This window comes from Xaviernesmea rhizosphaerae (assembly GCF_001938945.1).
GTDB classification, from domain to species: Bacteria; Pseudomonadota; Alphaproteobacteria; order Rhizobiales; family Rhizobiaceae; genus Xaviernesmea; species Xaviernesmea rhizosphaerae.
In genome coordinates, this window is record NZ_MKIO01000038.1 from 42526 (window position 1) to 67265 (window position 24740).

The 24740-nt window shown below is 63.8% G+C and carries 21 protein-coding genes; 10 read left to right on the plus strand and 11 right to left on the minus strand.

Annotated features, from left to right (window positions below; all coding sequences use genetic code 11):
• Window positions 1–162 precede the first annotated feature (162 nt).
• On the plus strand, window positions 163–792 hold the full coding sequence (locus BJF92_RS17545; protein WP_075636058.1) for an invasion associated locus B family protein: 630 nt from the start codon (window positions 163–165) through the stop codon (window positions 790–792).
• Window positions 793–878: 86 nt separating this feature from the next.
• Here BJF92_RS17545 and hspQ read toward each other — a convergent pair whose 3' ends face one another.
• From hspQ to BJF92_RS17560, 3 genes are all read right to left on the minus strand, one after another.
• Complete coding sequence (gene hspQ, locus BJF92_RS17550; protein WP_075636059.1) at window positions 879–1208, minus strand: heat shock protein HspQ; 330 nt, start codon at window positions 1206–1208, stop codon at window positions 879–881.
• 306 nt (window positions 1209–1514) lie between these two features.
• On the minus strand, window positions 1515–2924 hold the full coding sequence (gene glnA / locus BJF92_RS17555) for a type I glutamate--ammonia ligase (RefSeq protein ID WP_075636060.1): 1410 nt from the start codon (window positions 2922–2924) through the stop codon (window positions 1515–1517).
• 91 nt (window positions 2925–3015) lie between these two features.
• Window positions 3016–3354 carry a P-II family nitrogen regulator gene (locus tag BJF92_RS17560; RefSeq protein WP_075636061.1) on the minus strand — a complete coding sequence of 113 codons (339 nt, stop codon included), beginning with the start codon at window positions 3352–3354 and terminating at the stop codon, window positions 3016–3018.
• A gap of 440 nt (window positions 3355–3794) precedes the next feature.
• Here BJF92_RS17560 and BJF92_RS17565 point away from each other — a divergent pair, with 440 nt between their 5' ends.
• Window positions 3795–5300 (plus strand): bifunctional ADP-dependent NAD(P)H-hydrate dehydratase/NAD(P)H-hydrate epimerase, encoded by a 1506-nt coding sequence (locus tag BJF92_RS17565; protein WP_075636162.1) that lies wholly within the window; start codon window positions 3795–3797, stop codon window positions 5298–5300.
• A 7-nt stretch (window positions 5301–5307) separates the two neighbouring features.
• Here the strand turns inward: BJF92_RS17565 and BJF92_RS17570 are convergent, their stop codons facing one another.
• A complete protein-coding gene (locus tag BJF92_RS17570) occupies window positions 5308–6111 on the minus strand; it encodes a DUF72 domain-containing protein (RefSeq protein WP_075636163.1) in 804 nt (267 codons plus the stop codon).
• Between the two features lie 82 nt (window positions 6112–6193).
• The gene (gene uvrA / locus BJF92_RS17575; protein WP_075636062.1) at window positions 6194–9115 is read right to left on the minus strand and encodes an excinuclease ABC subunit UvrA; all 2922 of its coding nucleotides are present in this window, start codon (window positions 9113–9115) and stop codon (window positions 6194–6196) included.
• A 402-nt stretch (window positions 9116–9517) separates the two neighbouring features.
• Here uvrA and BJF92_RS17580 point away from each other — a divergent pair, with 402 nt between their 5' ends.
• Complete coding sequence (locus BJF92_RS17580) at window positions 9518–10069, plus strand: single-stranded DNA-binding protein (protein ID WP_075636063.1); 552 nt, start codon at window positions 9518–9520, stop codon at window positions 10067–10069.
• A 285-nt stretch (window positions 10070–10354) separates the two neighbouring features.
• On the opposite strand, the gene BJF92_RS17585 is transcribed toward BJF92_RS17580, so the two are convergent.
• The 4 genes from BJF92_RS17585 to petA form a co-directional block, all read right to left on the minus strand.
• Window positions 10355–11605, minus strand: a complete 1251-nt coding sequence (locus tag BJF92_RS17585) for a DUF2865 domain-containing protein (RefSeq protein ID WP_078058214.1) — start codon at window positions 11603–11605, stop codon at window positions 10355–10357.
• Between the two features lie 224 nt (window positions 11606–11829).
• A complete protein-coding gene (locus BJF92_RS17590) occupies window positions 11830–12750 on the minus strand; it encodes a cytochrome c1 (RefSeq protein WP_075636165.1) in 921 nt (306 codons plus the stop codon).
• Window positions 12751–12773: 23 nt separating this feature from the next.
• Window positions 12774–14045 carry a cytochrome b gene (locus BJF92_RS17595; protein ID WP_075636064.1) on the minus strand — a complete coding sequence of 424 codons (1272 nt, stop codon included), beginning with the start codon at window positions 14043–14045 and terminating at the stop codon, window positions 12774–12776.
• Window positions 14046–14056: 11 nt separating this feature from the next.
• On the minus strand, window positions 14057–14635 hold the full coding sequence (gene petA / locus BJF92_RS17600) for a ubiquinol-cytochrome c reductase iron-sulfur subunit (RefSeq protein WP_075636166.1): 579 nt from the start codon (window positions 14633–14635) through the stop codon (window positions 14057–14059).
• 396 nt (window positions 14636–15031) lie between these two features.
• Between petA and BJF92_RS17605 the strand changes: the two genes are divergently transcribed.
• Entirely contained in the window at window positions 15032–15982 is a 951-nt protein-coding gene (locus tag BJF92_RS17605; RefSeq protein WP_075636065.1) for an endonuclease/exonuclease/phosphatase family protein, read from the plus strand.
• Window positions 15983–16081: 99 nt separating this feature from the next.
• Here the strand turns inward: BJF92_RS17605 and BJF92_RS17610 are convergent, their stop codons facing one another.
• Entirely contained in the window at window positions 16082–17935 is a 1854-nt protein-coding gene (locus BJF92_RS17610) for an ABC transporter ATP-binding protein (RefSeq protein ID WP_075636066.1), read from the minus strand.
• A gap of 170 nt (window positions 17936–18105) precedes the next feature.
• On the opposite strand from BJF92_RS17610, the gene BJF92_RS17615 reads away from it, so the two are divergent.
• The 6 genes from BJF92_RS17615 (at window position 18106) to BJF92_RS17640 (ending at window position 23815) form a co-directional block, all read left to right on the plus strand.
• Window positions 18106–19323 carry an MFS transporter gene (locus BJF92_RS17615; RefSeq protein ID WP_075636067.1) on the plus strand — a complete coding sequence of 406 codons (1218 nt, stop codon included), beginning with the start codon at window positions 18106–18108 and terminating at the stop codon, window positions 19321–19323.
• A 246-nt stretch (window positions 19324–19569) separates the two neighbouring features.
• Window positions 19570–20712, plus strand: coding sequence for an MlaE family ABC transporter permease (locus BJF92_RS17620; protein WP_075636068.1), 1143 nt, complete (start codon window positions 19570–19572; stop codon window positions 20710–20712).
• A 13-nt stretch (window positions 20713–20725) separates the two neighbouring features.
• Complete coding sequence (locus BJF92_RS17625) at window positions 20726–21616, plus strand: ABC transporter ATP-binding protein (protein ID WP_078058215.1); 891 nt, start codon at window positions 20726–20728, stop codon at window positions 21614–21616.
• A gap of 102 nt (window positions 21617–21718) precedes the next feature.
• Window positions 21719–23089 (plus strand): MlaD family protein, encoded by a 1371-nt coding sequence (locus tag BJF92_RS17630; protein WP_075636069.1) that lies wholly within the window; start codon window positions 21719–21721, stop codon window positions 23087–23089.
• Window positions 23090–23250: 161 nt separating this feature from the next.
• A complete protein-coding gene (locus BJF92_RS17635) occupies window positions 23251–23511 on the plus strand; it encodes a type II toxin-antitoxin system ParD family antitoxin (RefSeq protein WP_075636070.1) in 261 nt (86 codons plus the stop codon).
• 16 nt (window positions 23512–23527) lie between these two features.
• Window positions 23528–23815, plus strand: coding sequence for a type II toxin-antitoxin system RelE/ParE family toxin (locus BJF92_RS17640; protein WP_075636071.1), 288 nt, complete (start codon window positions 23528–23530; stop codon window positions 23813–23815).
• 53 nt (window positions 23816–23868) lie between these two features.
• On the opposite strand, the gene BJF92_RS17645 is transcribed toward BJF92_RS17640, so the two are convergent.
• Entirely contained in the window at window positions 23869–24501 is a 633-nt protein-coding gene (locus BJF92_RS17645) for a MarC family protein (protein WP_075636072.1), read from the minus strand.
• Between the last annotated feature and the right edge of the window lie 239 nt (window positions 24502–24740).

Below are 24740 nucleotides of genomic sequence, written 5' to 3' on the forward strand. Positions count from 1 at the left end.
GAGGAGACTGGATATCGGCGCCTCAGCCATGTAACAGGGTTCGGGACAAGCGGGTCATGCAAATGCCTCATTCTGCCAACAGGAGAGCGGCACTCGACCTTGCCACCGGACAGGACGGCCCTGTTCCGGCCACACCCGATTCTCAGGAGACGGAACCTCGTTATGACCTTCAAGTCGACCCTTACCCAGAAGGCCGCTCTTGCCGCGATCGCCGGCGCCGTCGCGGCCGCGACGATGCCGGCTGCGGCCTTCGCGCAGGACGCCGGCGGACGTCCGCCTCAGGGCTGGTTCAAGGTCTGCACGAAGCAGGAAGACAATGACGTCTGCATCGTACAGAACCTGCTGACCGCCAATAACGGCCAGCTGATCACCGCCGCCGGTCTCATCACCGTCACGGGCAAGGTCAGCCGCAAGATCCTTCAGGTTTCCGTTCCGTCCGCCCGCATGATTCCGCCGGGCATCCAGGTTCAGATCGACGGCGGCAAGCCCGCCAAGCTCGACTATGCGATCTGCATGCCGGACAAGTGCGTAGCCGAAGCCCCGCTGACCGACCAGATGCTCGCCAGCCTGAAGAAGGGCACCGAGGTCGTCTTCACCTCGGTCAACTTCCAGCGCGCGCCGAACCCGATCAAGATGTCGCTTGAAGGCTTCACCGGCGTTTTCGACGGCGAGCCGATCGAACAGTCCAAGCTGCAGGAGCGTCAGCGCCTGCTGCAGGAAGAAATGCAGAAGAAGGCCGAAGACGCCCGCAAGAAGCTGGAAGACGCCCAGAAGGCCGCCAAGCAGAACTGATTTATTGCCATAACAGGCAAAAGGAAAAGCCCGGCATTGCCGGGCTTTTTTGTTGCTGTCCGATTGAATGTCCATCGCCAAGCACTTCAGTGCTGGACCACCGCCTTCGGGCGGTAATGACCGGCCGATTCGGGATCGAAGAACATCTCCACCTGGGAGTGGCGGAGCGGCACTGGATCATTATCCGACATCAGGTTCTGTTCGGACACATAGGCCACATATTCGGCCTCGTCATTTTCGGCAAGCAGATGGTAGAAAGGCTGATCCCGGTCTGGCCGGATTTCGGCGGGAATAGAATTCCACCACTCCTCGGTGTTGGAATATTCCGCATCCACGTCGAAAATCACGCCACGGAACGGGAAAACCTTGTGGCGAACCACCTGCCCGATTGCGAATTTCGCGTCTCTCTGTTTCATCGTACTGGCTTCCTTTCCCCCTTTATTTGGGTGGAGCCTTGCCGCAGATCAAGGGCTGGGAGGGCGGTGCCTGCGTCACGGCGTCTCGACGGGATCGTCGTGGTTAATCAACGCAGAAGCAACCGAAAAGCTCCCTTGCTCCACCGGTTTATGTCGCCTGTGTGACATAGATCGGGCCAGGCCATGCCCTGCCGGATGGACGAGGTTAAAGCACCGTCTGAGAACGAAAAAAAATTTGCTCGAACGAAAAAGGCCGGCTCCCCGTGAAAGCCGGCCCCTGGATCAGGCGATGGACGCGGTCGCGTCTTAGACCGAGTAGTACATGTCGAATTCGACCGGATGCGGCGTCATTTCGAAGCGCATGACTTCCGCCATCTTCAGCTCGATATAGGCGTCGATCTGGTCGTCGTCGAACACGCCGCCGGCGGTGAGGAACTTGCGGTCGCGGTCGAGGCTTTCGAGCGCTTCACGCAGGGATCCGCACACGGTCGGGATCTTCTTCAGTTCCTTCGGCGGCAGGTCGTAAAGATCCTTGTCCATGGCCTTGCCCGGATGGATCTTGTTCTTGATGCCGTCGAGGCCGGCCATCAGCATCGCCGCAAAGCCGAGATAGGGGTTCTGGGCCGGATCGGGGAAGCGGACTTCGACGCGCTTGGACTTCGGCGAGGAGCCGAAGGGAATGCGGCAGGAGGCCGAGCGGTTGCGCGCGGAATAGGCGAGCAGGACCGGGGCTTCATAACCGGGCACCAGACGCTTGTAGGAGTTGGTGGTCGGGTTGGTGAAGGCGTTGATCGCCTTGGCATGCTTGATGACGCCGCCGATGTAGTAGAGGCAGCTTTCCGACAGGCCGGCATATTCGTCGCCGGCAAAAGTCGGCTTGCCGTCCTTCCAGATCGACTGGTGCACATGCATGCCCGAGCCGTTGTCGCCGAAGATCGGCTTGGGCATGAAGGTCGCAGTCTTGCCATAGGCATTGGCGACCTGATGCACGACATATTTGTAGATCTGCATCTTGTCGGCATTGCGGACCAGCGTGTCGAACTTCACGCCAAGCTCGTGCTGGGCGGCCGCCACTTCATGGTGCTGCTTTTCGACGACGACGCCCATTTCGGCCAGCACCGTCAGCATTTCCGAGCGCATGTCCTGCGCGCTGTCGACAGGCGGAACCGGGAAATAGCCGCCCTTGACGCGCGGGCGATGGCCGAGATTGCCGGTCTCGTAATCCGTGTCGTCATTGGAGGGCAGCTCGTTCGAATCGAGCTTGAAGCCGGTGTTGTAGGGATCGGCCCGGTACTTGACGTCGTCGAAGACGAAGAATTCCGGTTCCGGCCCGACGAAGACGCTGTCGCCGATGCCCGAGGACTTCAGATAGGCTTCCGCTTTCTTGGCCGTGCCGCGCGGATCGCGGTTATAGGCTTCGCCGGAGACCGGATCGAGAATGTCGCACACGACGACCATCGTCGACTGGGCGAAGAACGGGTCCATATGCACCGTGGCCGGGTCCGGCATCAGCACCATGTCGGACTCGTTGATCGCCTTCCAGCCGCCGATGGAAGAGCCGTCGAACATCACGCCATCGGCGAACATGTCCTCGTCGACGCAGGAGACGTCCATCGTCACATGGTGCAGCTTGCCCTTAGGATCAGTGAAGCGCAGGTCGACGAATTTGACGTCGTTGTCCTTGATCTGCTTGAGAATGTCGTTGGCTGTCGTCATAGCTCTTGAACCCTCGGTTTCCTCTGTTTTTCTTGGTTGGTCTGTTGTTCTTGGTTGGTCTGTACGCCGGCCAGCGTCTTGTGCGCCGGCGTCAGATGGCGTCGATGCCGGTCTCGCCCGTGCGGATGCGGATCACTTCCTCGACATTGGAGACGAAGATCTTGCCGTCGCCAATGCGCCCGGTCTGCGCGGCATTGCGGATGGCCTCGATGACGGCGTCGGCATGTTCGTCGGCCAGAACGACTTCCACCTTCACCTTCGGCAGGAAATCCACGACATATTCCGCGCCGCGATAAAGCTCGGTATGGCCCTTTTGCCGGCCGAAGCCCTTGGCTTCGGTCACGGTAATGCCTTGCAGGCCGACCTCCTGCAGGGCTTCCTTCACCTCGTCGAGCTTGAAAGGCTTGATGATCGCTTCGATCTTCTTCATGAGAAAAAACTCTCTCCGCTTCTCCCGTTGGTGCGGGCCAGAGGCCCGCGCCGTCGCCCATGCATATCGCATGCCATGTTCAGACTTGCCACCGGAGCGAGCCACGCTCGATCAGGCGTTCACCCTCTGCTTTCGCATGGCCGGAGCGCCGTGGCAATCGACTGTCGGCCAATGGTCACGCCTTTCTGATCCCCTGACCGCCGAATGAACCATACCGGCCCGGATCCCGCCCGTCATGGCCCGGACACGTGCTCTGAGCGCGCCTTCCGCCTCCTGCGGATCCTGGTTTTTTCCATCGCACACCCCCTCGGCGAGCGCCGGGGCAGGGTGCGCCTTTCATGTTATCCAAGCCGCAAACTTATGCAAATGCTTATTTATCAGACATCACGCGGCGAATTGACCGCTTGATTCATCGGCCCGCTCTGGCCATTGTCTGGCTCATGCGCACGCCTCTTTCCACGCTCCTGCTTTCGCCCGAAGCCATGACCGCCGTCGATCGCGAAAGCGCGGAAAGCGGCATCGACAGCTATGGGCTGATGGTGCGCGCCGGCCGGTCCGTGGCCGCGGCGGCGCTGAAATATCATCCCGGCGCGCTGCGTTTCGTCGTGCTGTGCGGTCCCGGCAACAATGGCGGCGATGGTTTCGTGGCGGCGCGGGCTCTGGCCGAAAGCGGGGCAACGGTGGCGGTCCATCTCATGGGAGAGGCGCAGCGCCTGAAGGGCGACGCGGCGCGGGCGCATGCGGACTGGATCCAGACCGCCCTGCAACGGCCGGATGAGCAGATGGTCGCCTTATCGAACTACCGGCCGCAGGCCGGCGATGTGGTGATCGACGCGGTCTTCGGCGCAGGCCTGTCGCGCCCCGTGCCGGACAGCCTGGCGCAGATCATCAAGGCTGTGGAGGAGGCAGGGCTGCCGGTGCTCAGCATCGATCTTCCCTCCGGCATCGACGGACACAGCGGCGCCGTGCTCGGCGCCGCCTTCCAGGCAGAGCGCAGCATCACCTTCATGACCCGCAAGCCCGGCCATCTGCTGGTGCCGGGGCGCGCCCGCACCGGAACGCTCGAGGTGGTCGATATCGGCATTCCCGAGCGGATCGTGCGCGCGGCGGCCGGCCCGGTGCAGGAAAACGGCCCGCTGCTCTGGCACGAACAGGCCGGAGCGCTCGATGCCGCCACCCATAAATACAAGCGCGGCCATCTGATCGTCTTCTCCGGCAACGCCCTGACCACGGGGGCAGCCCGAATGTCAGCGCTGGCCGGCCTGCATTCCGGGGCAGGGCTCGTCACCATCGCCGCGCCTGAGGCGGCGCTGGCGGCCAATGCCGCGCATCTGACGGCGATCATGCTGCGCAAGATCGAGGATGCGGAGGCGCTTGCCGGCTTTCTTGAGGACAGGCGCGCCAACAGCTTCGTTCTCGGGCCCGGCTTCGGCGATCTGTCCAAGGCCCGTGATTACGTGCCCCTTCTGGCGCAGCGAAACCTGGTGCTGGATGCCGATGGCATCACCGCCTTCAAGGATACGCCGCCGCTGCTGTTCAATGCCTTCGCGCAAGGAGAGACGCGGCTGGTGCTGACACCGCATGAGGGCGAATTTGCCCGGCTGTTTCCGGATCTTTCGGCCGATGACTCGCTGTCCAAGGTGGACAAGGCGATCCAGGCGGCGCGCCGCGCCCATGCCTCCATCATCTACAAGGGTCCCGACACGGTGATCGCCGCGCCTGACGGGCGCGCGGCGATCAATGCCCATGCGCCGCCCTGGCTTGCCACGGCCGGTTCCGGCGATGTTCTGGCGGGCATCGTCGGCGCCCATCTCGCCCAGGGCATGCCGGCTTTCGAGGCCGCAGCCGCCGCCGTCTGGCGCCATGGCGATGCCGGTTTTCGCGCCGGCCCCAGTCTCAGCGCCGAAACCCTGACGCATCACATCCACCCGCTGTCGCAGGCCTGATTCTGCCTCAGTCGACCCTGGCCTGCAGCGCCTGCGCGCCCGCCGGCGCGCGCGATTTTCCCTCATGGATGAAAAAGGCGAAAACATCGCGCGGCTGCCCGGCCGCCGGTTGTTCCGCATGGATCAGCGGCAGGCTCGCGCCATCGCGCCCCTGTGCCCAGTCCTTCAGCCGCCCGGCCCATTGGTCGAGGCGCTCCGGCTCATAGCAGGCCTCCTCGGTCTCCTTGCCGGTCTGCAGGCGGGCATAGACGAAATCGGCGGTGACATCGGGGATCAGCGGGTAATCGGCGTGATCGGCGCAGACGACAGCCACGCCATGCGCGCGGGCGAGCGCGATGAATTCCGGTGTCTGGAACGAGGGATGGCGCACCTCCACCGCATGGCGCAGGGTCAGCCCCGCCAGCGACGACGGCAGCAGCGCCAGGAAGGCGCCGAAATCGGCCGCATCGAACTTCTTCGTCGGCATGAACTGCCAGAGGATCGGCCCGAGACGATCGCCCAGCTCGGCGATGCCCTGATTGAGGAAACGCTCGATCGACGGCCCGGCCTCGGCCAGCACCTTCTTGTTGGTGGCGAAGCGGCTGGCCTTCAGCGAGAAGACGAAACCGTCAGGCACCTCCGATGCCCACTTGGCGAAAGTTTCCGGCTTCTGCGAGCTGTAATAGGTGCCGTTGACCTCGATCACCTTCAGCGCGCGGCTGGCATGTTCGAGCTGGCGCTTCTTGGGCAAGCCTGCCGGATAGAAGCTTTCGTCCCACGGATCATAGGTCCAGCCGCCGATGCCGACCCGGATCGTTCCGCTCTTCGTCATGTCCATCCCCTTGGAATTCCCGTTGACGGCGTTGCCCTCGCCGTCGGTCCCATCGTGTCTGCCCTGTCGTCTTGACGACAGCCTATTCGGCTGCCGCCTTGCTGCGCATCGGCCGGCGCTCCAGCAGTTCCTTGAGGAACTGGCCGGTATAGGAGCGCTCCACCTTGACGATGTCCTCGGGCGTGCCCTCGGCGATCACCTGGCCGCCGCCATCGCCACCCTCGGGGCCGAAGTCGATCACCCAGTCGGCCGTCTTGACCACTTCCAGATTGTGCTCGATCACCACCACCGAGTTGCCCTGGTTCACCAGTTCCTGCAGCAGTTCGAGCAGCTTGGCGACATCGTGGAAATGCAGGCCGGTGGTCGGCTCGTCGAGGATATAGAGCGTGCGGCCGGTGGAGCGCTTGGACAGTTCCTTGGCCAGCTTCACGCGCTGCGCCTCGCCGCCCGACAGCGTATTGGCCTGCTGGCCGACCTTGATATAGCCGAGCCCCACCTGGTTCAGCGTCACCAGCTTGTCGCGCACCGCCGGCACGGCGGCGAAGAATTCCACGCCTTCCTCCACGGTCATATCGAGCACGTCGGCGATCGACTTGCCCTTGAAGGTGACATCCAGCGTCTCGCGATTGTAGCGCTTGCCGTGGCAGACGTCGCAGGTGACATAGACGTCGGGCAGGAAGTGCATCTCGATCTTGATGACGCCGTCGCCCTGGCAGGCCTCACAGCGCCCGCCCTTGACGTTGAAGGAGAAGCGGCCCGGGCCATAGCCGCGCGCCTTGGCCTCCGGCAGGCCGGCGAACCAGTCGCGGATCGGGGTGAAGGCGCCGGTATAGGTGGCCGGGTTGGAACGCGGCGTGCGCCCGATCGGCGACTGGTCGATATCGATCACCTTGTCGATATGCTCGAAGCCGTCGATGCGGTCATGCTCGGCCGGGATCTCGCGCGCGCCCATCACCCGGCGTGCCGCCGCCTTGTACAGGGTCTCGATCAGGAAGGTGGACTTTCCGCCGCCCGACACGCCCGTCACCGCGGTGAAGACGCCAAGCGGAATGGAGGCGGTGACGTTCTTCAGATTGTTGGCGCGTGCACCGACGACGGTCAGCGCCTTCTTCTTCTTCGGCACCCGCCGCTCGCTCGGCACCTCGACCGACAGCTGGCCGGACAGATACTTGCCGGTCAGCGACTTCGGATCGGCGATGATGTCGTCAGGCGTACCCTGCGCCACCACGCGCCCACCATGGACACCGGCCGCCGGACCGATATCGACCACATAGTCGCAGGTCAGGATCGCGTCCTCGTCATGCTCGACGACGATCACCGTATTGCCAATGTCGCGCAGATGCCGCAGCGTTTCCAGGAGGCGGGCATTGTCGCGCTGGTGCAGGCCGATCGAGGGCTCGTCCAGCACATAGAGCACGCCGGTCAGGCCGGAGCCGATCTGCGAGGCCAGCCGGATGCGCTGGCTCTCGCCGCCCGACAGCGTGCCGGAATTGCGCGAGAGGCTGAGATAGTCGAGCCCGACATCGTTGAGGAAGCGCAGGCGATCGCGGATTTCCTTGAGGATGCGCGTGGCGATCTCATTCTGTTTGGCAGAGAGCCGCGCCGGCAGGTCCTCGAACCAGTCGCGCGCATGGCGGATCGACATGTTCGAGACCTCGCCGATCTGCAGCCCGTCGATCTTGACGGCCAGCGCCTCCGGCTTCAGGCGGAAGCCCTTGCAGGCCGGGCAGGGGGCGGCCGACATATAGCGCTCGATCTCCTCGCGCGCCCAGGCCGAGTCCGTCTCCTTCCAGCGGCGCTCGAGATTGGGGACGATGCCCTCGAAGGCCTTCACCGTCTTGTAAGAGCGTGCGCCGTCCTGATATTCGAACTCGATCTTCTCCTCGGTGCCGTGCAGGATCGCCTTCTGCGCCTCGGCGCTCAGATCGCTCCAGCGGCTCGTCAGCTTGAAGCTAAAAACCTTGCCCAGCGCTTCGAGCGTCTGATTGTAATAGGGCGAGCTCGACTTGGCCCAGGGCGCGATCGCACCGCTCTTCAGCGTCTTTTCCGGTTCGGGAACGATCAGCGCCTCGTCGATCTTCTGCTGGCTACCGAGGCCGTCGCAGGTCGGGCAGGCACCGAAGGGATTGTTGAAGGAAAACAGCCGCGGCTCGATTTCCGGAATGGTGAAGCCGGAGACCGGGCAGGCGAATTTTTCCGAGAACAGCACGCGCTCATGCGTCTCGTTGAGCGACTTGTTGGCGGCGCCGCCAGCCGAGGTCTCGTTGACGGGCAGCGGCTTGTCGGCGAATTCCGCCACGGCCAGCCCCTCGGCAAGGCTGAGGCAGGTCTCCAGACTGTCGGCCAGGCGCGCGGCAATATCGGCGCGTACCACCACACGATCGACCACGACGTCGATGTCATGCTTGTACTTCTTGTCGAGGGCGGGGGCTTCCGCGATCTCGTAGAACTGGCCGTCGATCTTGACGCGCTGGAAGCCCTTCTTCATCAGCTCCGCCAGTTCCTTCTTGTACTCGCCCTTACGGCCCCGGACCATCGGCGCGAGGATGTAAAGCCGCGTACCCTCGCCGAAGGCAAGAATCCGGTCCACCATCTGGCTCACCGTCTGGCTCTCGATCGGCAGGCCCGTCGCCGGCGAATAGGGGATGCCGACGCGCGCGAACAGAAGGCGCATATAGTCATAGATCTCGGTGACCGTGCCGACGGTCGAGCGCGGATTCTTCGACGTGGTCTTCTGCTCGATCGAAATCGCCGGAGACAGCCCGTCGATCTGGTCGACATCGGGCTTCTGCATCATCTCCAGGAACTGGCGGGCATAGGCCGAGAGGCTCTCGACATAGCGGCGCTGCCCCTCGGCATAGATCGTGTCGAAGGCGAGCGAGGACTTGCCGGAGCCGGACAGGCCGGTCATCACGATCAGCTTGTTGCGCGGCAGATCCAGGTCGATATTCTTCAGATTGTGTTCGCGTGCGCCGCGGATCGAAATCGTCTTCAGTTCGCTCATCTGTCTCTGCCTGTCGTCTCGTCCGCGTCTATGGGAAGGCCCCATGCCCAGAGTATGGGTCTATGTAAGGATTGCGGGCCTTCTGTCGAGGTGGAGGAGCCATCTTCCTGTCGCCGCGCCCGACCCATGAGTTGAGTCGCTTGACTCCGATCATAAGCATTGTTTAGAACAAATAAAGAACGATTTTGATCGGCATCACGGGTGCATGAGGACAGGCGGCCCTAGCCGCAGGCCGACGCTGTGTGGCCAAAGATTTGTGGAAAGCCGCGGCGGTGGGAAGCCAGGCGCGCGCGCAGCGCCTAGACTGCGCGCCTCAAGACGGATTTCGCCGGGAACGGCAGGCCCGCGCGCTCGTTGCGTTGACCGGAACGAGAGCATCGGGATCAAGGAAGGACCAGGACTATGGCAGGCAGCGTCAACAAGGTGATCCTCGTCGGGAATGTGGGTGCGGATCCGGAAATCCGCCGCACGCAGGATGGCAGGCCGATCGCCAATCTGCGCATCGCCACCTCCGAAAGCTGGCGCGACCGCAATTCCGGCGAGCGCCGGGAAAAGACGGAGTGGCATACGGTCGTCGTCTTCAACGAGGGCCTGTGCAAGGTCGTCGAACAATATGTGAAGAAGGGCGCCAAGCTCTATATCGAGGGCGCGCTGCAGACCCGCAAGTGGCAGGACCAGACCGGCAACGACCGCTATTCCACGGAAATCGTGCTGCAGGGCTTCAACTCGACGCTGACCATGCTCGACGGCCGTGGCGAAGGCGGCGGGGGCGGTGGCATGAGCCGTGGTGGCGGCAGTGGCGGGGAGTATGAGAGCGGCTATGGCGGCGGCTATGAAGAGCGTCCGGCATCCGGTGGCGGTCGTTCGGGCGGCGGCGCAGGCGGCGGCCGTTCGGGTGGCGGCGGCAGCGGTGGTGGCTTCTCGCGCGACCTGGACGACGACATCCCCTTCTGAGAACCGGCGTCCACGCCCTCAAGACTGGCCTTCATCAGGCCGACATGGAAAGAAGGCTGCCGCTCATCATCGCCGATGGGCGGCAGTTGTATGATAGGTTGCGTGCAGGGTCGTAAGGCCGCACCTGTTGGCTCGGTGCGCGGCCAAGCCTTTTGCGCAGCACATAGGCGGCGGTTTGTCCAGTGTAGAGCGTGGCATGCCGGGCCGACAGCCGCCGCCCGAGGGGCGGACAATCCGAGCGCATCGGATTTATCCGAAAACCAGCTCCCGCTTTTCGGCCTGTTCCTAATTTGTGTCCGGAGAGGGCGTCACGGATTTCGGCTGATGCAGATCGATGGCACTTTCCTGCGCAGGCAGGAAGGAGGGGCCGACCTGGCGCACCTTGCGGGCTGGGTCATAGGGTCGGGCGGGATCTGACGGCTGGGCCTGTGTCGGCGCGGCAGCCGCCTCGGGCTGTGGCATCGCCGCGTCTTTGGCCGCTATACCTTTGTCGGAAGCGCCGGTAGCGGGCGGCCGGGTGGTGATCGAGACGATCGACGAAGCGCCCGGCTGTCCAGGCTCACCCGACTTGCCAGGGTCGCCCGGCTCGCTCTGCGACGGGACTGAAGCCGCATTCAGCTGGCAGCCGCAGGTGGATTTTTCCGAGGGGTCGCGCAGCTTGTAGGCAAAGGCGGTCGGCAGGTCGCGATAGGGCGCGCCGGTCTCGGCCGACACCATCTCGTCGGCCTCCTGTGTTTCCAGGGAGTGGTAATAGAGCGCCGTGGGGGCGCCGGGGCAGCGCTGGTGGCAGCTTTCGGCGTCGCGGGCGAAATCCTCCGGCGTGGCCTGGGACGAGATCGGGAAGAAGGCGCCGTCGCAGGTGCGCACGCAAAGCGTCCGCACCGTACCCGCCGCATCCGAGCCGGAAAAGCCGGAGCCCGCGCCGCCCCATCCCGGATTGCGCCGATCATGCAGCCGCAGCGGCGGTGTCTCGCCAAACCCGTCGATCGGGCGGGTGCCATCCTGAACGGGCGGATAGAGGGGCTGGCGGAAGGGGCGCTGTTCGTCCTCACCCGCCGAGATCGGCACTGGCTCGGCCTCCATTTTCTCGGCGCAGCGGTTGAGGTCGATGGCGCTGAGAATCCGCTGCCGCTGCCCGGCCTCACCACCTTCCGGCGCCGACAGGCGCTGTACCTTCATCGCGTCGATATCCCGGCCGAGCCCGACGATGCGCTCGTTCAGCGCATCGCAGGCCGCCTCGCTCCCCCCGCCGATCACCGTGATGCTGCCGCCGGTGCAATTGAGGCGGCGCAGATCCGCGCGCGCGGCGCGCAGTTCGAGATTGAGCCGGGTGATGTCGCCGGTAAACCCGCTTGGCTGCAGGGCGTCATGACGCTCCTGCGGCAGCTCGGCCAGCCGCTCATAGAGCCGCTCGCACAGACTCGCTGCCTGCACCGGCGCGCCCAGAAGGAACGCCGCGCATGTCAGGCCGGCAATCCGGCTGATCCTGTCACCGCTTCGCACCATGCTGTCGCCGCTGCCCTCATCCTCATGCATCCGACGGTCGCTCCGCTGGATGGAAGCGGATCATAGTGCAGACCGCCTGCGAGGCAATCCGCGACCGCTCGACAGGCTTAACACGATTTTGCGATTGGCTGGCGACCGTATCTGGTTCGGCGCGCCGTCTCGCTGCCTTGAAACGCAGAAGGGCGGCCGAAGCCGCCCGTCCGATGATCGCGCGCATGTCTGCGCTTAGTGATCCTTGGCGGCGTAGACGGCGCTTAGTGATCCTTGGCGGCGTAGACGGCGCGCTTGGTCAGGTAGATCAGCCCGGTGAAGATCACCAGGAAGATCATGACCATGAAGCCGGTCCGCTTGCGCTCCTCCAGATGCGGCTCTGCCGCCCACATCAGGAAGGCCGCGACATCGCGCGAATATTGATCGACGGTGGCTGGAGCACCGTCATCATAGGTCACCTGGCCGTCATTGAGCGGCTTGGCCATAGCCAGCGCCGCCGCATTGGCGAAATAGGGGTTGTAATGTGTGCCGGGGGCCACTTCCACACCCTTGGGCGGCTCCTGATAGCCGGTCAGCAGCGCGTGGATATAGTCCGGCCCGCCCTCCTGATACTGGGTGAAGATATCGAAGACGAAGGTCGGGAAGCCGCGCTCGATACCGCGTGCCTTGGCCAGCAGCGACATGTCGGGCGGGGCCGCGCCATTGTTGGCGGCGGCCGCTGCTTCCGCATTGGCGAAGGGCGAGGGGAAATGGTCCGAAGGCAGGGCCTTGCGGGTGTACATCTCGCCTTCGGCATTCGGCCCGTCCTGCACCTCGTAATTGGCGGCGAAGGCCTTCACCTGCGCCTCCGAATAGCCGAGGCCGCGCAGGGTGCGGAAGGCCACAAGGTTCATCGAATGGCAGGCCGAACAGACCTCGGTATAGACCTTGAGGCCGCGCTGCAGCTGCGCCTTGTCATAATGGCCGAAGGGGCCGGCGAAGCTCCAGGACATCTGCGCCGGCTTCTTGATCGGGAAGTGGGGCGTGCCGCCATGGGCCTCGCCCTCGGCGCCGGCATGCTCGCCGGCAGGTGCTGCGGCATCATGGCTGGCCGCCGGGGCCGGCGCGTTTTCCTGCGCCAGCACCGTGTCGGTGGCGAGCGTCAGGAAGGCCGCGGACAGGAGGCCGGAAAGGACGTGCTTCATCATCATGTTCCCTTCGCCCCCGATCACAGCGCAGCCGGCGTGCCGCCGGGCCGCTTCTGAAGAACCGCTTCCGTGATCGAATTCGGAATGCGTTTCGGCTTTTCCACGAAACCCAGCACCGGCATCACCACGAGGAAGAAGCCGAAATAATAGAGCGTGCCGAGCTGAGACAGGATGACATAGACGCCCTCCGCCGGACGGGAACCGAGCCAGCCGAGCAGGATGGCATTGGCGACGAACAGCCAGAAGAACAGCTTGTACAGCGGACGATAGACGGCGGAGCGGACCTTGGAGGTATCGAGCCAGGGCAGGAAGAACAGAATGATGATCGCCCCGAACATGACCAGCACGCCGCCGAGCTTGGAGTCGATCGGGCCGACATTGAAGGTGATGGCGCGCAGCATGGCGTAGAAGGGCAGATAGTACCATTCGGGCACGATATGCGCCGGCGTCTTCAGCGAATTGGCCGGGATATAGTTGTCGGGATGGCCGAGATAGTTCGGCATGTAGAAGATGAACCAGGCGAAAACGATCAGGAAGACCGAGACGCCGAGCGCATCCTTGAGCGTGGCATAGGGGGTGAAGGGAACCGTGTCCGTCTTGGTCTTGACCTCGACGCCGGTCGGGTTGGTCTGCCCCGTGACATGCAGCGCCCAGATGTGCAGCACCACGACGCCGGCGATCATGAAGGGCAGGAGATAGTGCAGGGCGAAGAAGCGGTTCAGCGTCGGATTGTCGACGGCGAAGCCGCCCAGCAGGAACTGCTGGATCCACTCGCCCACCAGCGGGAAGGCGGAGAAGAAGCCGGTGATGACGGTGGCGCCCCAGAAGGACATCTGCCCCCAGGGCAGCACATAGCCCATGAAGCCGGTGGCCATCATCAGGAGATAGATCACCACGCCGAGGATCCAGAGAATTTCGCGCGGCGCCTTGTAGGAGCCATAATAAAGCCCGCGGGCGATGTGCAGATAGACGGCGATGAAGAAGAAGGACGCGCCGTTGGCATGCATGTAGCGCAGCAGCCAGCCGTGATTGACGTCGCGCATGATCTTTTCGACCGAATTGAAGGCGACGGTCGTCTCGGCCGCGTAATGCATGGCCAGAACCACGCCGCTGACGATCTGCACCAAGAGCATCACCGAGAGCATGGCGCCGAAGGTATAGGCATAGTTCAGATTGCGCGGCACCGGATAGGCGACGAAGCTGTCATGCAGCAGCCGCGGCAAGGGCAGGCGGGAGTCCACCCAGCGTTCAAGCCCGCTGGTCGGCGTATAGGTCGAATGTTCCCCACTCATGGCGCTCCCCCTCAACCGATTTTGATGACCGTGTCGGACACGAACGAGAAGGTCGGCACCGCGAGATTCTGCGGCGCCGGACCTTTGCGGATGCGGCCCGCCGTATCGTAATGCGAGCCATGGCAGGGACAGAACCAGCCGCCGAAATCGCCGGCCTGACCGAGCGGAACGCAGCCAAGATGGGTGCAGGAGCCGATCATCACGATCCAGTTCTCCTTGCCCTTGCCGGCGGAGCGGTCGATATCGGTCGCCTGGGCATCGGCCGGCAGGTTGGCATTGCGCGCCACCGGATCCTTAAGCTGCGCCAAGGCCACGGCATTGGCTTCCTCGATCTCCTCGGGCGTGCGGTTGCGGATGAAGATCGGCTTGCCGCGCCATTTCGCCGTCAGCGACATGCCGGGCTGCAGGCTGGACACATCGACCTCGATCGAGGCCAGCGCCAGAGTCGAGGCATCCGGCCGCATCTGGTCGATGAAGGGCCAGGCCACGGCGGCCACGCCCACGGCGCCCGCCATGCCGGTGGTCAGAAACAGGAAGTCGCGGCGCGTCGGCTCGCGCTCCCCATCCGGGCCGGCGGCATGCCCGCCCATCTGATGTGCGGAAGTCTTGTGTTCGCTCACGGCTTTCCGTTCCTCTCCATGCCCGGCCATGCGCCATCCTGACACACGGGCACTTGCCCGGGCCTTGAAGGCAGCCACGTCCTCTGCGAGATCATCTGCATTTCCCCTCCCTCTTGCCGCTCCCACGGCAAGGCCCGACGGCGAAGTCCCGACTCCACCACACCATCGGCGCTCACCATACAGTTGAACGAAAGACGCCGGTGAAATCAATAAGCTCCATGCGGTTCGGCCAAGTTTTTGAGGGCTTTGACCTGAGACCGAAGGCCGCAGCTTGGAGAAGTCGCGTTCCTGCTGCATTGCAGCGCGACAAGAGGCGTGCTACCGCACTGCAGAAATCCAGCCAATGCCCGTGATGAGGCGCGCCGCATGCGAAAGACCCTGGTCATCATCATCAACACGCTGGCAGCGCAGGCGATTTTTCTTTGCGCCCTTCGCTATGTCACCGAATTCTTCGTTCTCGCCTTCATCAACAGCCTTGCCACCCATATTCTCATCGCGGTGGCGATCATGCTCGTGGTGGCGCTCCTGATACGGCGCCAGACAGCCAGCGTTTTCCTGTTGGTCATCAGCCTGACGATGGCGGGTCACACGATCCTGGTCAAGCAGGCGCATGCCATCCGCCCAACGGCGCAGGAAGCGCAGGCGCCGCCGGCCCTGCGGGTCATGTCCTTCAATATGCTTGCAGAAAATTTCGGAAACAGCGAGCGGATCGCCCAGATGATCATCCGGTCGGGCGTGGATATCGCTATCGTTCCCGAGGGATCGCCGCTGATCTTCCACCTGCCGGCGCTGCAGAAGACCTATCCCTATCGCTTCGGCTGTGGCGAGGGCACGCCGACCTGCGATCTCCTGGTTTTCTCACGCCTGCCGCTGAAGAACATGACGACCGGCAGCCTTAGCGACCTCAGGCGCGACCGCCTGATGGTAGCCACCGTCGATGTGCAGGGCGTTGCCGTGCGGGTCGTCGCGGTTCATCTGTCGAAGCCCTATTTCGACGATTATCACCGCAACGAACTCTATATGCTCAAGGCCGTGCTCGGAAACGATCCCGGCCCGATGTTCGTGGCAGGCGATTTCAATTCCGGCTCGATCCCGCCAGACATGCAGCGCTTTCTGACGCAGATGAACCTGCGCACAGCGCCTGACGGGGAACCGGGAACCTGGCCGGTGCAGCTTGCGCCCTACGGCCTCGGGATCGCCATCGACCACATCTACAGCCGCCCGCCGCTGGTGCCGCAGCGGGTGCAGCGCCTGCCGGAGGATTTCGGCTCGAATCATTACGGGCTGACCGCCGACTTCATCCTGCGCAAGCCCTGAGATCCGCGTCGTCCGTGAGGCTGCCGGATCACAGCGCCATGGTGACCTGCTTTTGACCTTTGCGACCGCTTGCAAAACTGCGGCGGACAGATGTCAAAATCAATCGACGAGAAAGCCGCCGGACTGGCGGGCCCAGAGCGTAGCATAGAGGCCGCCATTGCGCAGAAGTGCCTCGTGGGTGCCGTCCTCGACGATGCGGCCGTCTTCCATCACGATCAGGCGGTCGAGCGCGGCGATGGTGGACAGGCGGTGGGCGATAGCCAGCACGGTCTTTCCCTGCATCAGCTGGTCGAGATGGGTCTGGATCGCGGCTTCCACTTCCGAATCGAGCGCCGAGGTCGCCTCGTCCAGGACGAGGATCGACGCATCCTTCAGCATGACGCGGGCAATGGCGATGCGCTGGCGCTGGCCGCCGGAGAGCTTGACGCCGCGCTCGCCGACATGGGCGTCGAAGCCGCGCCGGCCGCGCTGGTCCTCCAGCCTGTCGATGAAATCGAGCGCCTCGGCGGCGCGGGCGGCATCGCGCAAGGCCTCTTCCCCCGCATCCGGGCGGCCGAACAGGATGTTGTCGCGGATCGAGCGGTGCAGGAGGGCAGTGTCCTGGCTGACCATGCCGATGGCGGCGCGCAGGCTTTCCTGCGTGACTGTGGAAATATCCTGGCCATCGATGAGGATGCGCCCGCCCTCCAGATCGTAGAAGCGCAAGAGCAGATTGACGAGCGTGGTCTTGCCGGCGCCCGAGCGGCCGACAATGCCGACTTTTTCGCCCGGGCGGATGGTGAGCGAGAGATCCTCGATCACCCCTTTCTCCCGGCCGTAATGGAAACGGATCGCTTCGAAGCGGATCTCGGCCCGCTCGACCTTGAGCGGCACGGCATCCGGCCGGTCGACCAGGCCGATCGGCTGGGAGATCAGGTCGGCGGAATTCTGGATCGTCCCGAGGTTTCGCATCAGCCCGTTGAACTGCACCATCAGCCGCGACAGGAGGAAGTTCAGCCGCAGCACCAGCGCCAGCGTGAAGGCGACCGCGCCGGAGGAGACCGACCCCGCCAGCCAGCGATCGATGCTGATGATGCTCATGGTGACGATCATGATGCCGGAGAGCAGCGCCATGGAGGCGCGCACGCCGGTGATGAACCGGGTGAAGGCCAGCGTGGTCTTCTGGAAGCTGTCGAAACCCTGCCGCATGTAGCGATCATTTTCTTCGTCGCGGCCGAAGAGGCGGAGCGTCTGGATGTTGGAATAGGCATCCACCATGCGCCCGTTGAGCATGGAGGCGGCCTCCGCCGTCTCGCGCGAGTGATGGCGGATGCGCGGCACGAAGAAGCGGGCGAGAAAGCCGAAGGCGATCAGCCAGAACAGCACGACCACCGCCAGCCAGGGATCGAGACCTCCGACCAGCGCCAGTGTCGAGACCGAATAGATTGCGACGAACCAGACGCTTTCCATGAGCGAGGTGACGAGATCGCCCGTTGCCTGGCCCGCGGACCAGACCTTGGTGACGATCCGGCCGGAAAAATCATTCTGGAAGAAGGAGAGCGACTGGCGCGCGACATGCAGATAAGACTGCCAGCGGACCAGATTGTAAAAGCCCGGCGTGATCACCTGCTGGTCGACCAGCGCCATGATCAGGGTGACGACGAAGCGCACCACGCCGATCAGCACCAGCATGCCGAACAGTTCCGCGCCATGGCTGGCAAGCAGGCCCTGCCAGCCGTCCGACGGCTTGATCGTGGCGAGGATATCGACCAGCCGGCCGACGAACCAGAACAAAGCCGCCTCGATGCCGGCCGTGGCGCCGCCGAGCACGAGCATGGCGATGAAGGGCGCCTTGGCCTGGCGGATGTAGAACCAAACGAAGCCGGTCACGCTGTCCGGCGGCTGCAGGACGGCGCGGGGCGCGAAGGGCTTTACCCAGTTCTCGAAGCGGGAGAAGAGACGGTCGAGCAGCATGGATCCGGCATATAGGCGAGGGGCGCCTGCTGGCAAATGAAAGCTTGGACAGAATTCGGCGGCGCCTGCAAGCGGCGAAAGCCTGTCGCGAAATTCTGCACCTCCGCGTGAAAGATCTGTATCGTTGCAGGCCGCAATCCTGTATTCGGGCGCGACCAGAGGTTATCTCCATGTCCGCTTCGTCCCCCGCATCGCCGAGCCTGATCGGCGAGGTGCCGCCGCCGCATTTCGTGCCGCGCATGGCCTTCGTCTTCGCCGCGCCGCTCTTTGCCAACGGTTTCGCGCTTCCTTATTTCCCGATCTGGCTCAAAGAGCTGTCGATGACGGATCCGCAGATCGCGATGGTCCTGGCGGTACCGATGTTCCTGCGCGTCTTCACCGCGCCGGTGGCCGGCGCCCTGGCCGACAGGATGGGCGAGCGCACGCGTCTTCTGTTCGTCTCCGCCGTGCTCACGCTCGTCGCCACGCTGGCGCTGTTCGTCCATCACAGCTTCCTATTCGTGCTGGTTGTCTACACGCTCCAGGGGGCGGTGCTGTCTCCCTACATGCCGATCGTCGAGGCCGTGGCGCTTTCAGGCGTGCGGCGCTGGGGTTTCGACTATGCGCAGATGCGGCTGTGGGGCTCGATCTCCTTCATCGCCGCCACCCTCATCGGCGGCGAGATGGTTGCCCGGCACGGCGGCGCCATGGTGCTGCCGGCCATGGTCACCGGCTTTTGCCTCGTCGTGGCCTGCACCTTCCTGGCGCCGAAGGTCGGCCGGCCGCGCCGCCCCTCCACGCTGACGACGCTGACGACCAGCCCGCCCAAGGCCCTGCGGCGGCGCGGGGTGCAATTGCTGATCGCCGGCATCGGCCTGGTGAACGGCAGCCACGGCATGCTCTATGCCTTTTCGGCGATCTACTGGACCAGCGCCGGCTATAGCGGCGGGCAGGTGGGCCTGCTCTGGAGCGCCGGCGTGGCGGCGGAGGTGGCCATGTTCGTCTTCGCCCGGCGCATCCTGCAGCGCATCAGCCTGTCTGCCGCCATGCTCTCCGGCTGCGTGCTGGCCATCCTGCGCTGGATGCTGTTTCCGCTCGATATCGGCTTCAGCGGCTATTTCCTGCTGCAATGCCTGCATGCCTTCACCTATGCGCTGATGCATACGGGCCTGCAGAACTGGCTGGTCCGGCATGTGGAGGAGGCGCAGGAGACGGCAGCGCAGGGGATGTATTTCTTCTATACCGGCCTGTTCACTGCCATCCTCACCTTCCTCTCCGGCTATTTCTATCGCTGGTATGGCGTCCACGGCTTCGTCGCCATGTCGGTCGCCGCCGCCATCGGCCTGGCGCTCGTCATGCTTGCGCTGAAGGAGGAGGCGCGGCCAAAGGCGGGCGTAGAAAATGCATGAAAAGCGGCGCGCTGCACCTTTATATTCCGCACTGCCGCATTAGCTCTCGTGCGATGAAAAGGGCCGGCCTCATCAGGTAGGACCCGGTCTGACCAGGAATTTCCGCGATTTTCCGTCACAGCCGTGTTGCAGATGCGACACCGGATCGGCCGCTGCCGCGCCGCGGTGTTTCGGTCGATGACAGATGGGGACGAAGCGTTTATGAGTGGCCTCCGAATTGATCGTCCTTAGGAAGAATCGCCTTTCGTGACATCCCAACAGCCCCATCAGCAGGCGGAAATCGCCCCGGACGATGCCGATGGCGTCCACCTGTTCCGTTTTTCCGGCAGCTGGAAGGGCAATGACATCAGCCATGTCGCCGGCCGTCTGGACGAACTGGCCGGTCAGGCGCCGGAAAAGAGCCGGATCGACCTGAGCGACGTGACCGCCATCGACACGCTCGGCGCCTGGACCATCCGGCGCTTCATGGGCCAGCTCGGCGGCGCCGAGAAGGTTGAGCTGGTCAGCAAGAAGCGGCAATATGTCGAACTGATCGAGGCGCTTCCCACCGAGCTGAAGCAGCCGGAGAAGAAGCAGGAAAAGCGCACGCTGTTCGAGCGGATCTTCACGCCCGTCGGCCGCGTGATCCTGTCGGCCTGGGAAGACACCGTCGCCGTCATGTTCATTCTCGGCTCGGCCGTGCGCGGCGCGCATCTCAAGGTGGGTAAGCGCGGCGGCCTGTCGCCGGCGGCGATCATCAACCAGATCGACCGCATGGGCGTTCAAGCCGTGCCGATCATCGTGCTGATGTCCTTCCTGATCGGCGCGATCATCGCGCAGCAGGGGGCCTTCCAGCTCCGTTACTTCGGGGCCGAACTCTTCGTCGTCGATCTCGTCGGCATTCTGCAGTTGCGCGAAATCGGCGTGCTGCTGACTGCCATCATGATCGCCGGCCGCTCGGGTAGCGCGATCACGGCCGAAATCGGCTCGATGAAAATGCGCGAAGAGATCGACGCGCTGAAGGTCATGGGCATGAGCCCGATCGGCATCCTGGTGTTTCCGCGCCTCGTGGCGCTGACGATCTCGCTGCCGCTGCTGACCATCATTGCCAATTTCTCCGCTCTGGCAGGCGCCGCTCTGGTGACGCGCACATATTCCGGCATCACCTTCGTCACCTTCCTCGCGCGCCTGCATGAGGCGGTGGATTTCTCCTCTATTCTCGCCGGCATGATCAAGGCGCCCTTCATGGCGCTGATCATCGGCGTCATGGCGGCGGTGGAAGGGTTGAAGGTCGGCGGCAGCGCGGAATCGCTCGGCAAGCAGGTGACGCAGTCGGTGGTCAAATCGATCTTCGTCGTCATTCTGGTCGATGGCCTTTTTGCCATCTTCTATGCCGCGATCAACTTCTGAAGGAGGGCGTTGCATGGCCGAATCCAACGACACCACCGCCCCTGAAACGACCGCGCGCGGCACAACCGACACCACGCCGGATGCTGGCGGCGCGGCCCCGCGGGACGCAAAGAGAAGCGAGCGCGATGCGATCCTCGCGGTCAAGGATCTGACGGTTGCCTTCGGCAGCAATGTGGTTCTCGACAAGCTCACACTCGATGTCTATCGCGGCGAGATCCTCGGCTTCGTCGGCGCCTCGGGCACCGGCAAGTCGGTGCTGATGCGCACGGTGCTGCGGCTTCTGCCGCGCCAGTCGGGCTCGATCCGCATCCTCGGCGCGGAATATGACAAGGTGAGCGAGGAGGAGCGCGTGGCGCTCGATACCCGGCTCGGGGTTCTCTTCCAGCACGGCGCGCTGTTTTCGGCGCTGACGGTGAAGGAGAACATCCAAGTGCCCATGCGGGAGTATTTGGATCTCTCCCAGGAGATGATGGACGATCTGGCGATGCTGAAGATCGCGCTGGTGGGCCTGAAGCCGGAAGCGGCGGATCGCTATCCCTCCGAACTCTCGGGCGGCATGATCAAGCGCGCGGCGCTGGCGCGCGCGCTGGCGCTCGATCCGGACCTCGTCTTCCTGGATGAGCCGACCTCCGGCCTCGACCCGATCGGCGCCGCCGAATTCGACGATCTCATCGCCAAGCTGCGCGATACGCTGGGCCTGACCGTCTACATGGTCACCCACGATCTCGACAGCCTGTTCTCTGTCTGCGACCGCATCGCCGTGCTCGGCAAGAAGCGGGTGCTGGTCGAAGGCACGATCGATGATATGCTCGCCTTCGACGACCCCTGGGTCCAGTCCTATTTTCGCGGGAAGCGCGCCCGGTCGATCGTTCGCGACGAGACACCCGGCGAGGCACGGCAGTGACCTGCCTCCCGACCTTGCGGCCGGCGTCCGGCGGGCGCCGCGGCACAGCCAATTTACGGGCGGATGCGATCGCCCGGCATACTCGAGCCTGAAGCGGATAAGATGGAAACCAAAGCCAACTACGCCATTGTCGGATTCTTCGCGGTCGCGGTGATCGTCGCGGCCTTCGGCTTCGTCTACTGGATGTCGCAGTTCGGCCGCTCGGGCGAAATGGTCGATCTCGTGGTCAGCATTCCCGGCTCCGCCAACGGCCTGAGCGTGGGCTCGCCCGTGCGCTTCAACGGCATTCCCGTCGGCAGCGTCAAGAGCCTGGCGATCGATTCCAATGATCCGCGCTACTCGGTCGCCGTCACCGAGGTCTCGGTCGATGCGCCGGTGCTGAAATCCACCACGGCGCGGCTGGAAGTGCAGGGCCTGACGGGCGCCGCCTATATCGAGCTTTCGGGCGGCCGCAAGGGTGACGAGAACATCCTGCAGAAGGCGCGCGACGAGGGCAAATCCGCCCAGATCACCGCCGACCAGTCGAGCGTGACCAGCCTTCTGGCCACGGCGGACAAGATCCTCAACCGCGCCAATGACGCGATCGGCGACGTTCAGGGCTTTGTCAGCGACGTTCGCGGGCCGCTCACCAACACCATCTCGAATGCCGACCGCTTCTCGCGCTCGCTCGCCGACAATGCCGAGGGCATCGACGAATTCCTCAAGAGCGTGAGCGCGCTCTCAAATTCGATCAATGCAGCCTCGCAGCGCCTGGATTCGACGCTTGCCTCCGCCGATGCACTGGTCAAGGCGGTCGATCCGAAGTCGGTGAACCGCATCGTCGAAAATGTCGGCAAGATGAGCGACGACCTCTCGGCCGCCTCCGGCAATGTTGCCGAGACGGTTGCTTCCTTCCGCCAGACGGCCGATACTTATAACCGCCTCGGCCAGAACGCGAATGTGGCCATCGACCGCGTCAACACGCTGATCGCCGCCGTGGACCCCAGCAAGGTCGGCACTGCCGTCAACGACATCTCGACCGCCACCGCCGAAGCGCGCAGCGCCATTGCCGGCCTGTCGAGCTTCGCCGACAGCATCTCCACCCGTCAGCGCGACATCGACCAGACGATCACCGACGTGACGCAGATGGCCAACAAGCTGAACGCCGCGTCCAGCCGTGTCGATGGCATCCTGGTCAAGCTCGACGGCTTCCTCGGCTCGGCCGACGGCCCGGGCATTTCGCAGGATGCACGCGCCACACTCGCCTCCTTCCGCGCCGTGGCCGACAATCTCAACGCACAGATCGGCCCGATCGCCAACGACATCCGCCGCTTCTCCGGCTCGGGCCTGCGCAATATCGAAGCCCTGGTGAACGAGACCCGCCGGACAGTCGACACGCTCGACACGACCATCAACAATTTCGACCAGAACCCGCGCCGGCTCCTGTTCGGCGGCGAGACGGTCAAGCAATATGACGGGCGTGCCCGCCGCTGAGGATTTCAGGGTCGAAGGATCGTGCTTGAGGGAAGACGGGGAGCGGCGCGGCGATGATACGCGCCGCACTCCCGTCTTTTCCGAACCCTTGTCCGATCACGGGCAACATTGCAGGCGATGAATTGGACGCGTAATCTTCTCCCGAGATCGGGAATGGGCACATGGCGCAGGCAAAGACGTTTTCCCTCGGTGACAGCTACGATGCGATGCTGGACGACTTCGTGAAAAACGGGCGTTTTGAGACGGAAACCGACGCCGTGCGCGCCGGGCTTCGCATGCTGGCGGACTACGAGTCACGCCTGCAAACATTGCGGCGAACGATCAACGACGCGGATCGGGAAATCGAATCAGGTCTTGGCAAGGAATATTCCAGTGGCGCAGAGCTTCTGCGCGACGTGATGAGCGAAAGTTCTGACCATTAGCCCGAAGCGCCTGATCATGGCGCCGGCTGCCTTGGCGGACTTGCGCGGGATCCGCCGGCACATCGCTCAGACCAGCGCATATCACGCCAAAGCGTTCTTGACGGAACTGACGGCCAAGATTGCCTGGATCGCGGAAGTGGATTTCACAGGCGTGCCCCGTGATCATATTCTGGAAGGGCTGAGAGCTCTCCCGTTCCGGCAGCGCTGTATCTATTATCGATCCTACGCGGATCGCATTGTGGTGCTGCGTGTCCTGCATGGCGCGCAGGACGTGGAAAAACAGCAGTTTGACAGGGGTGATTGACGATCATCCCGAGTCCGTGATCTCCGCCGTGATGCTTTGCAGCGCTTATTTCCTCACGTCGCCAGAAACACCGAGCGGATGCCATCGACCACGAACTGCACGGCGAGTGCGGCGAGCAGCACACCGAGCAGGCGGGTGAGGATGGCCCGGCCGGTGACGCCGAGAAAGCGGTCGATCCGGTCCGCCACGATCAGCGCGCCGTAGAGGATGAGAACGGAAAAGGCCAGCACCAGCAGGAGTTCGAGCCGCTGCCAGCCGGTGGCGAAGCTGCTGGAAAGAAGCACGGTTGCCGAGATGGCGCCTGGGCCGGCGATCAGCGGCAAAGCGAGGGGAAAGACGGCGATGTTCTGGATGTGATCGCGCCTCGTCGCCGTCTCGCCGGTCTTTTCCTTACGCTCGTTGCGCTTCTCGAAAATCATCTCGAAGGCGATCCAGAACAGCAGCAGACCGCCCGCGATGCGGAAGGCGCCGATGGAGATGCCGAGCGCATTGAGAATGCCGTTGCCGAAGATCGCGAAGGTTGCGAGAATGCCAAAGGCGATCAGCGCGCCCTGACGCGCGACATGGCCGCGCTCGGCCCGCGTCAGCCCATTGGTCAGGGTGAGGAAGATCGGTGCGAGGCCGGGAGGATCGATCGTGACCAGGATCGTGGTCAGCGCGTTGATCAGATGGTCGATTTCGATCACGAGGGTCTCCTTCGGCCGGCGCCTGCGTCAGGGGCCTTGCTCTCTCCGCCAGCCATCATGACGCAGTCGCCCACCGATGCAAGCCGCCCTGGCCTTGCCCGACGGATGGGCGACCGTTAAGGGTGGGCGGGACGACGCCCGGTCGGAACGGGATCGACACCGGCGTCCCGTCGATTTCCCCGACCCCGGGCGAAAGCCGCCTTGAAAAGGCCCGATCCCGGCGTTTTTTCCGCTATGCT

Coding starts and splice junctions, on each gene's coding strand:
- glnA (WP_075636060.1), bottom strand. CDS start 2,924: ATGACGACAGCCAACGACATTCTCAAGCAGATCAAGGACAACGACGTC.
- BJF92_RS17595 (WP_075636064.1), bottom strand. CDS start 14,045: ATGAGTGGGGAACATTCGACCTATACGCCGACCAGCGGGCTTGAACGC.
- BJF92_RS17590 (WP_075636165.1), bottom strand. CDS start 12,750: ATGAAGCACGTCCTTTCCGGCCTCCTGTCCGCGGCCTTCCTGACGCTC.
- BJF92_RS17560 (WP_075636061.1), bottom strand. CDS start 3,354: ATGAAGAAGATCGAAGCGATCATCAAGCCTTTCAAGCTCGACGAGGTG.
- BJF92_RS17610 (WP_075636066.1), bottom strand. CDS start 17,935: ATGCTGCTCGACCGTCTCTTCTCCCGCTTCGAGAACTGGGTAAAGCCC.
- BJF92_RS17615 (WP_075636067.1), top strand. CDS start 18,106: ATGTCCGCTTCGTCCCCCGCATCGCCGAGCCTGATCGGCGAGGTGCCG.
- BJF92_RS17565 (WP_075636162.1), top strand. CDS start 3,795: ATGCGCACGCCTCTTTCCACGCTCCTGCTTTCGCCCGAAGCCATGACC.
- petA (WP_075636166.1), bottom strand. CDS start 14,635: ATGGGCGGGCATGCCGCCGGCCCGGATGGGGAGCGCGAGCCGACGCGC.
- BJF92_RS17580 (WP_075636063.1), top strand. CDS start 9,518: ATGGCAGGCAGCGTCAACAAGGTGATCCTCGTCGGGAATGTGGGTGCG.
- BJF92_RS17630 (WP_075636069.1), top strand. CDS start 21,719: ATGGAAACCAAAGCCAACTACGCCATTGTCGGATTCTTCGCGGTCGCG.
- BJF92_RS17585 (WP_078058214.1), bottom strand. CDS start 11,605: ATGCATGAGGATGAGGGCAGCGGCGACAGCATGGTGCGAAGCGGTGAC.
- BJF92_RS17570 (WP_075636163.1), bottom strand. CDS start 6,111: ATGACGAAGAGCGGAACGATCCGGGTCGGCATCGGCGGCTGGACCTAT.
- hspQ (WP_075636059.1), bottom strand. CDS start 1,208: ATGAAACAGAGAGACGCGAAATTCGCAATCGGGCAGGTGGTTCGCCAC.
- BJF92_RS17625 (WP_078058215.1), top strand. CDS start 20,726: ATGGCCGAATCCAACGACACCACCGCCCCTGAAACGACCGCGCGCGGC.
- BJF92_RS17605 (WP_075636065.1), top strand. CDS start 15,032: ATGCGAAAGACCCTGGTCATCATCATCAACACGCTGGCAGCGCAGGCG.
- BJF92_RS17635 (WP_075636070.1), top strand. CDS start 23,251: ATGGCGCAGGCAAAGACGTTTTCCCTCGGTGACAGCTACGATGCGATG.
- BJF92_RS17640 (WP_075636071.1), top strand. CDS start 23,528: ATGGCGCCGGCTGCCTTGGCGGACTTGCGCGGGATCCGCCGGCACATC.
- BJF92_RS17545 (WP_075636058.1), top strand. CDS start 163: ATGACCTTCAAGTCGACCCTTACCCAGAAGGCCGCTCTTGCCGCGATC.
- uvrA (WP_075636062.1), bottom strand. CDS start 9,115: ATGAGCGAACTGAAGACGATTTCGATCCGCGGCGCACGCGAACACAAT.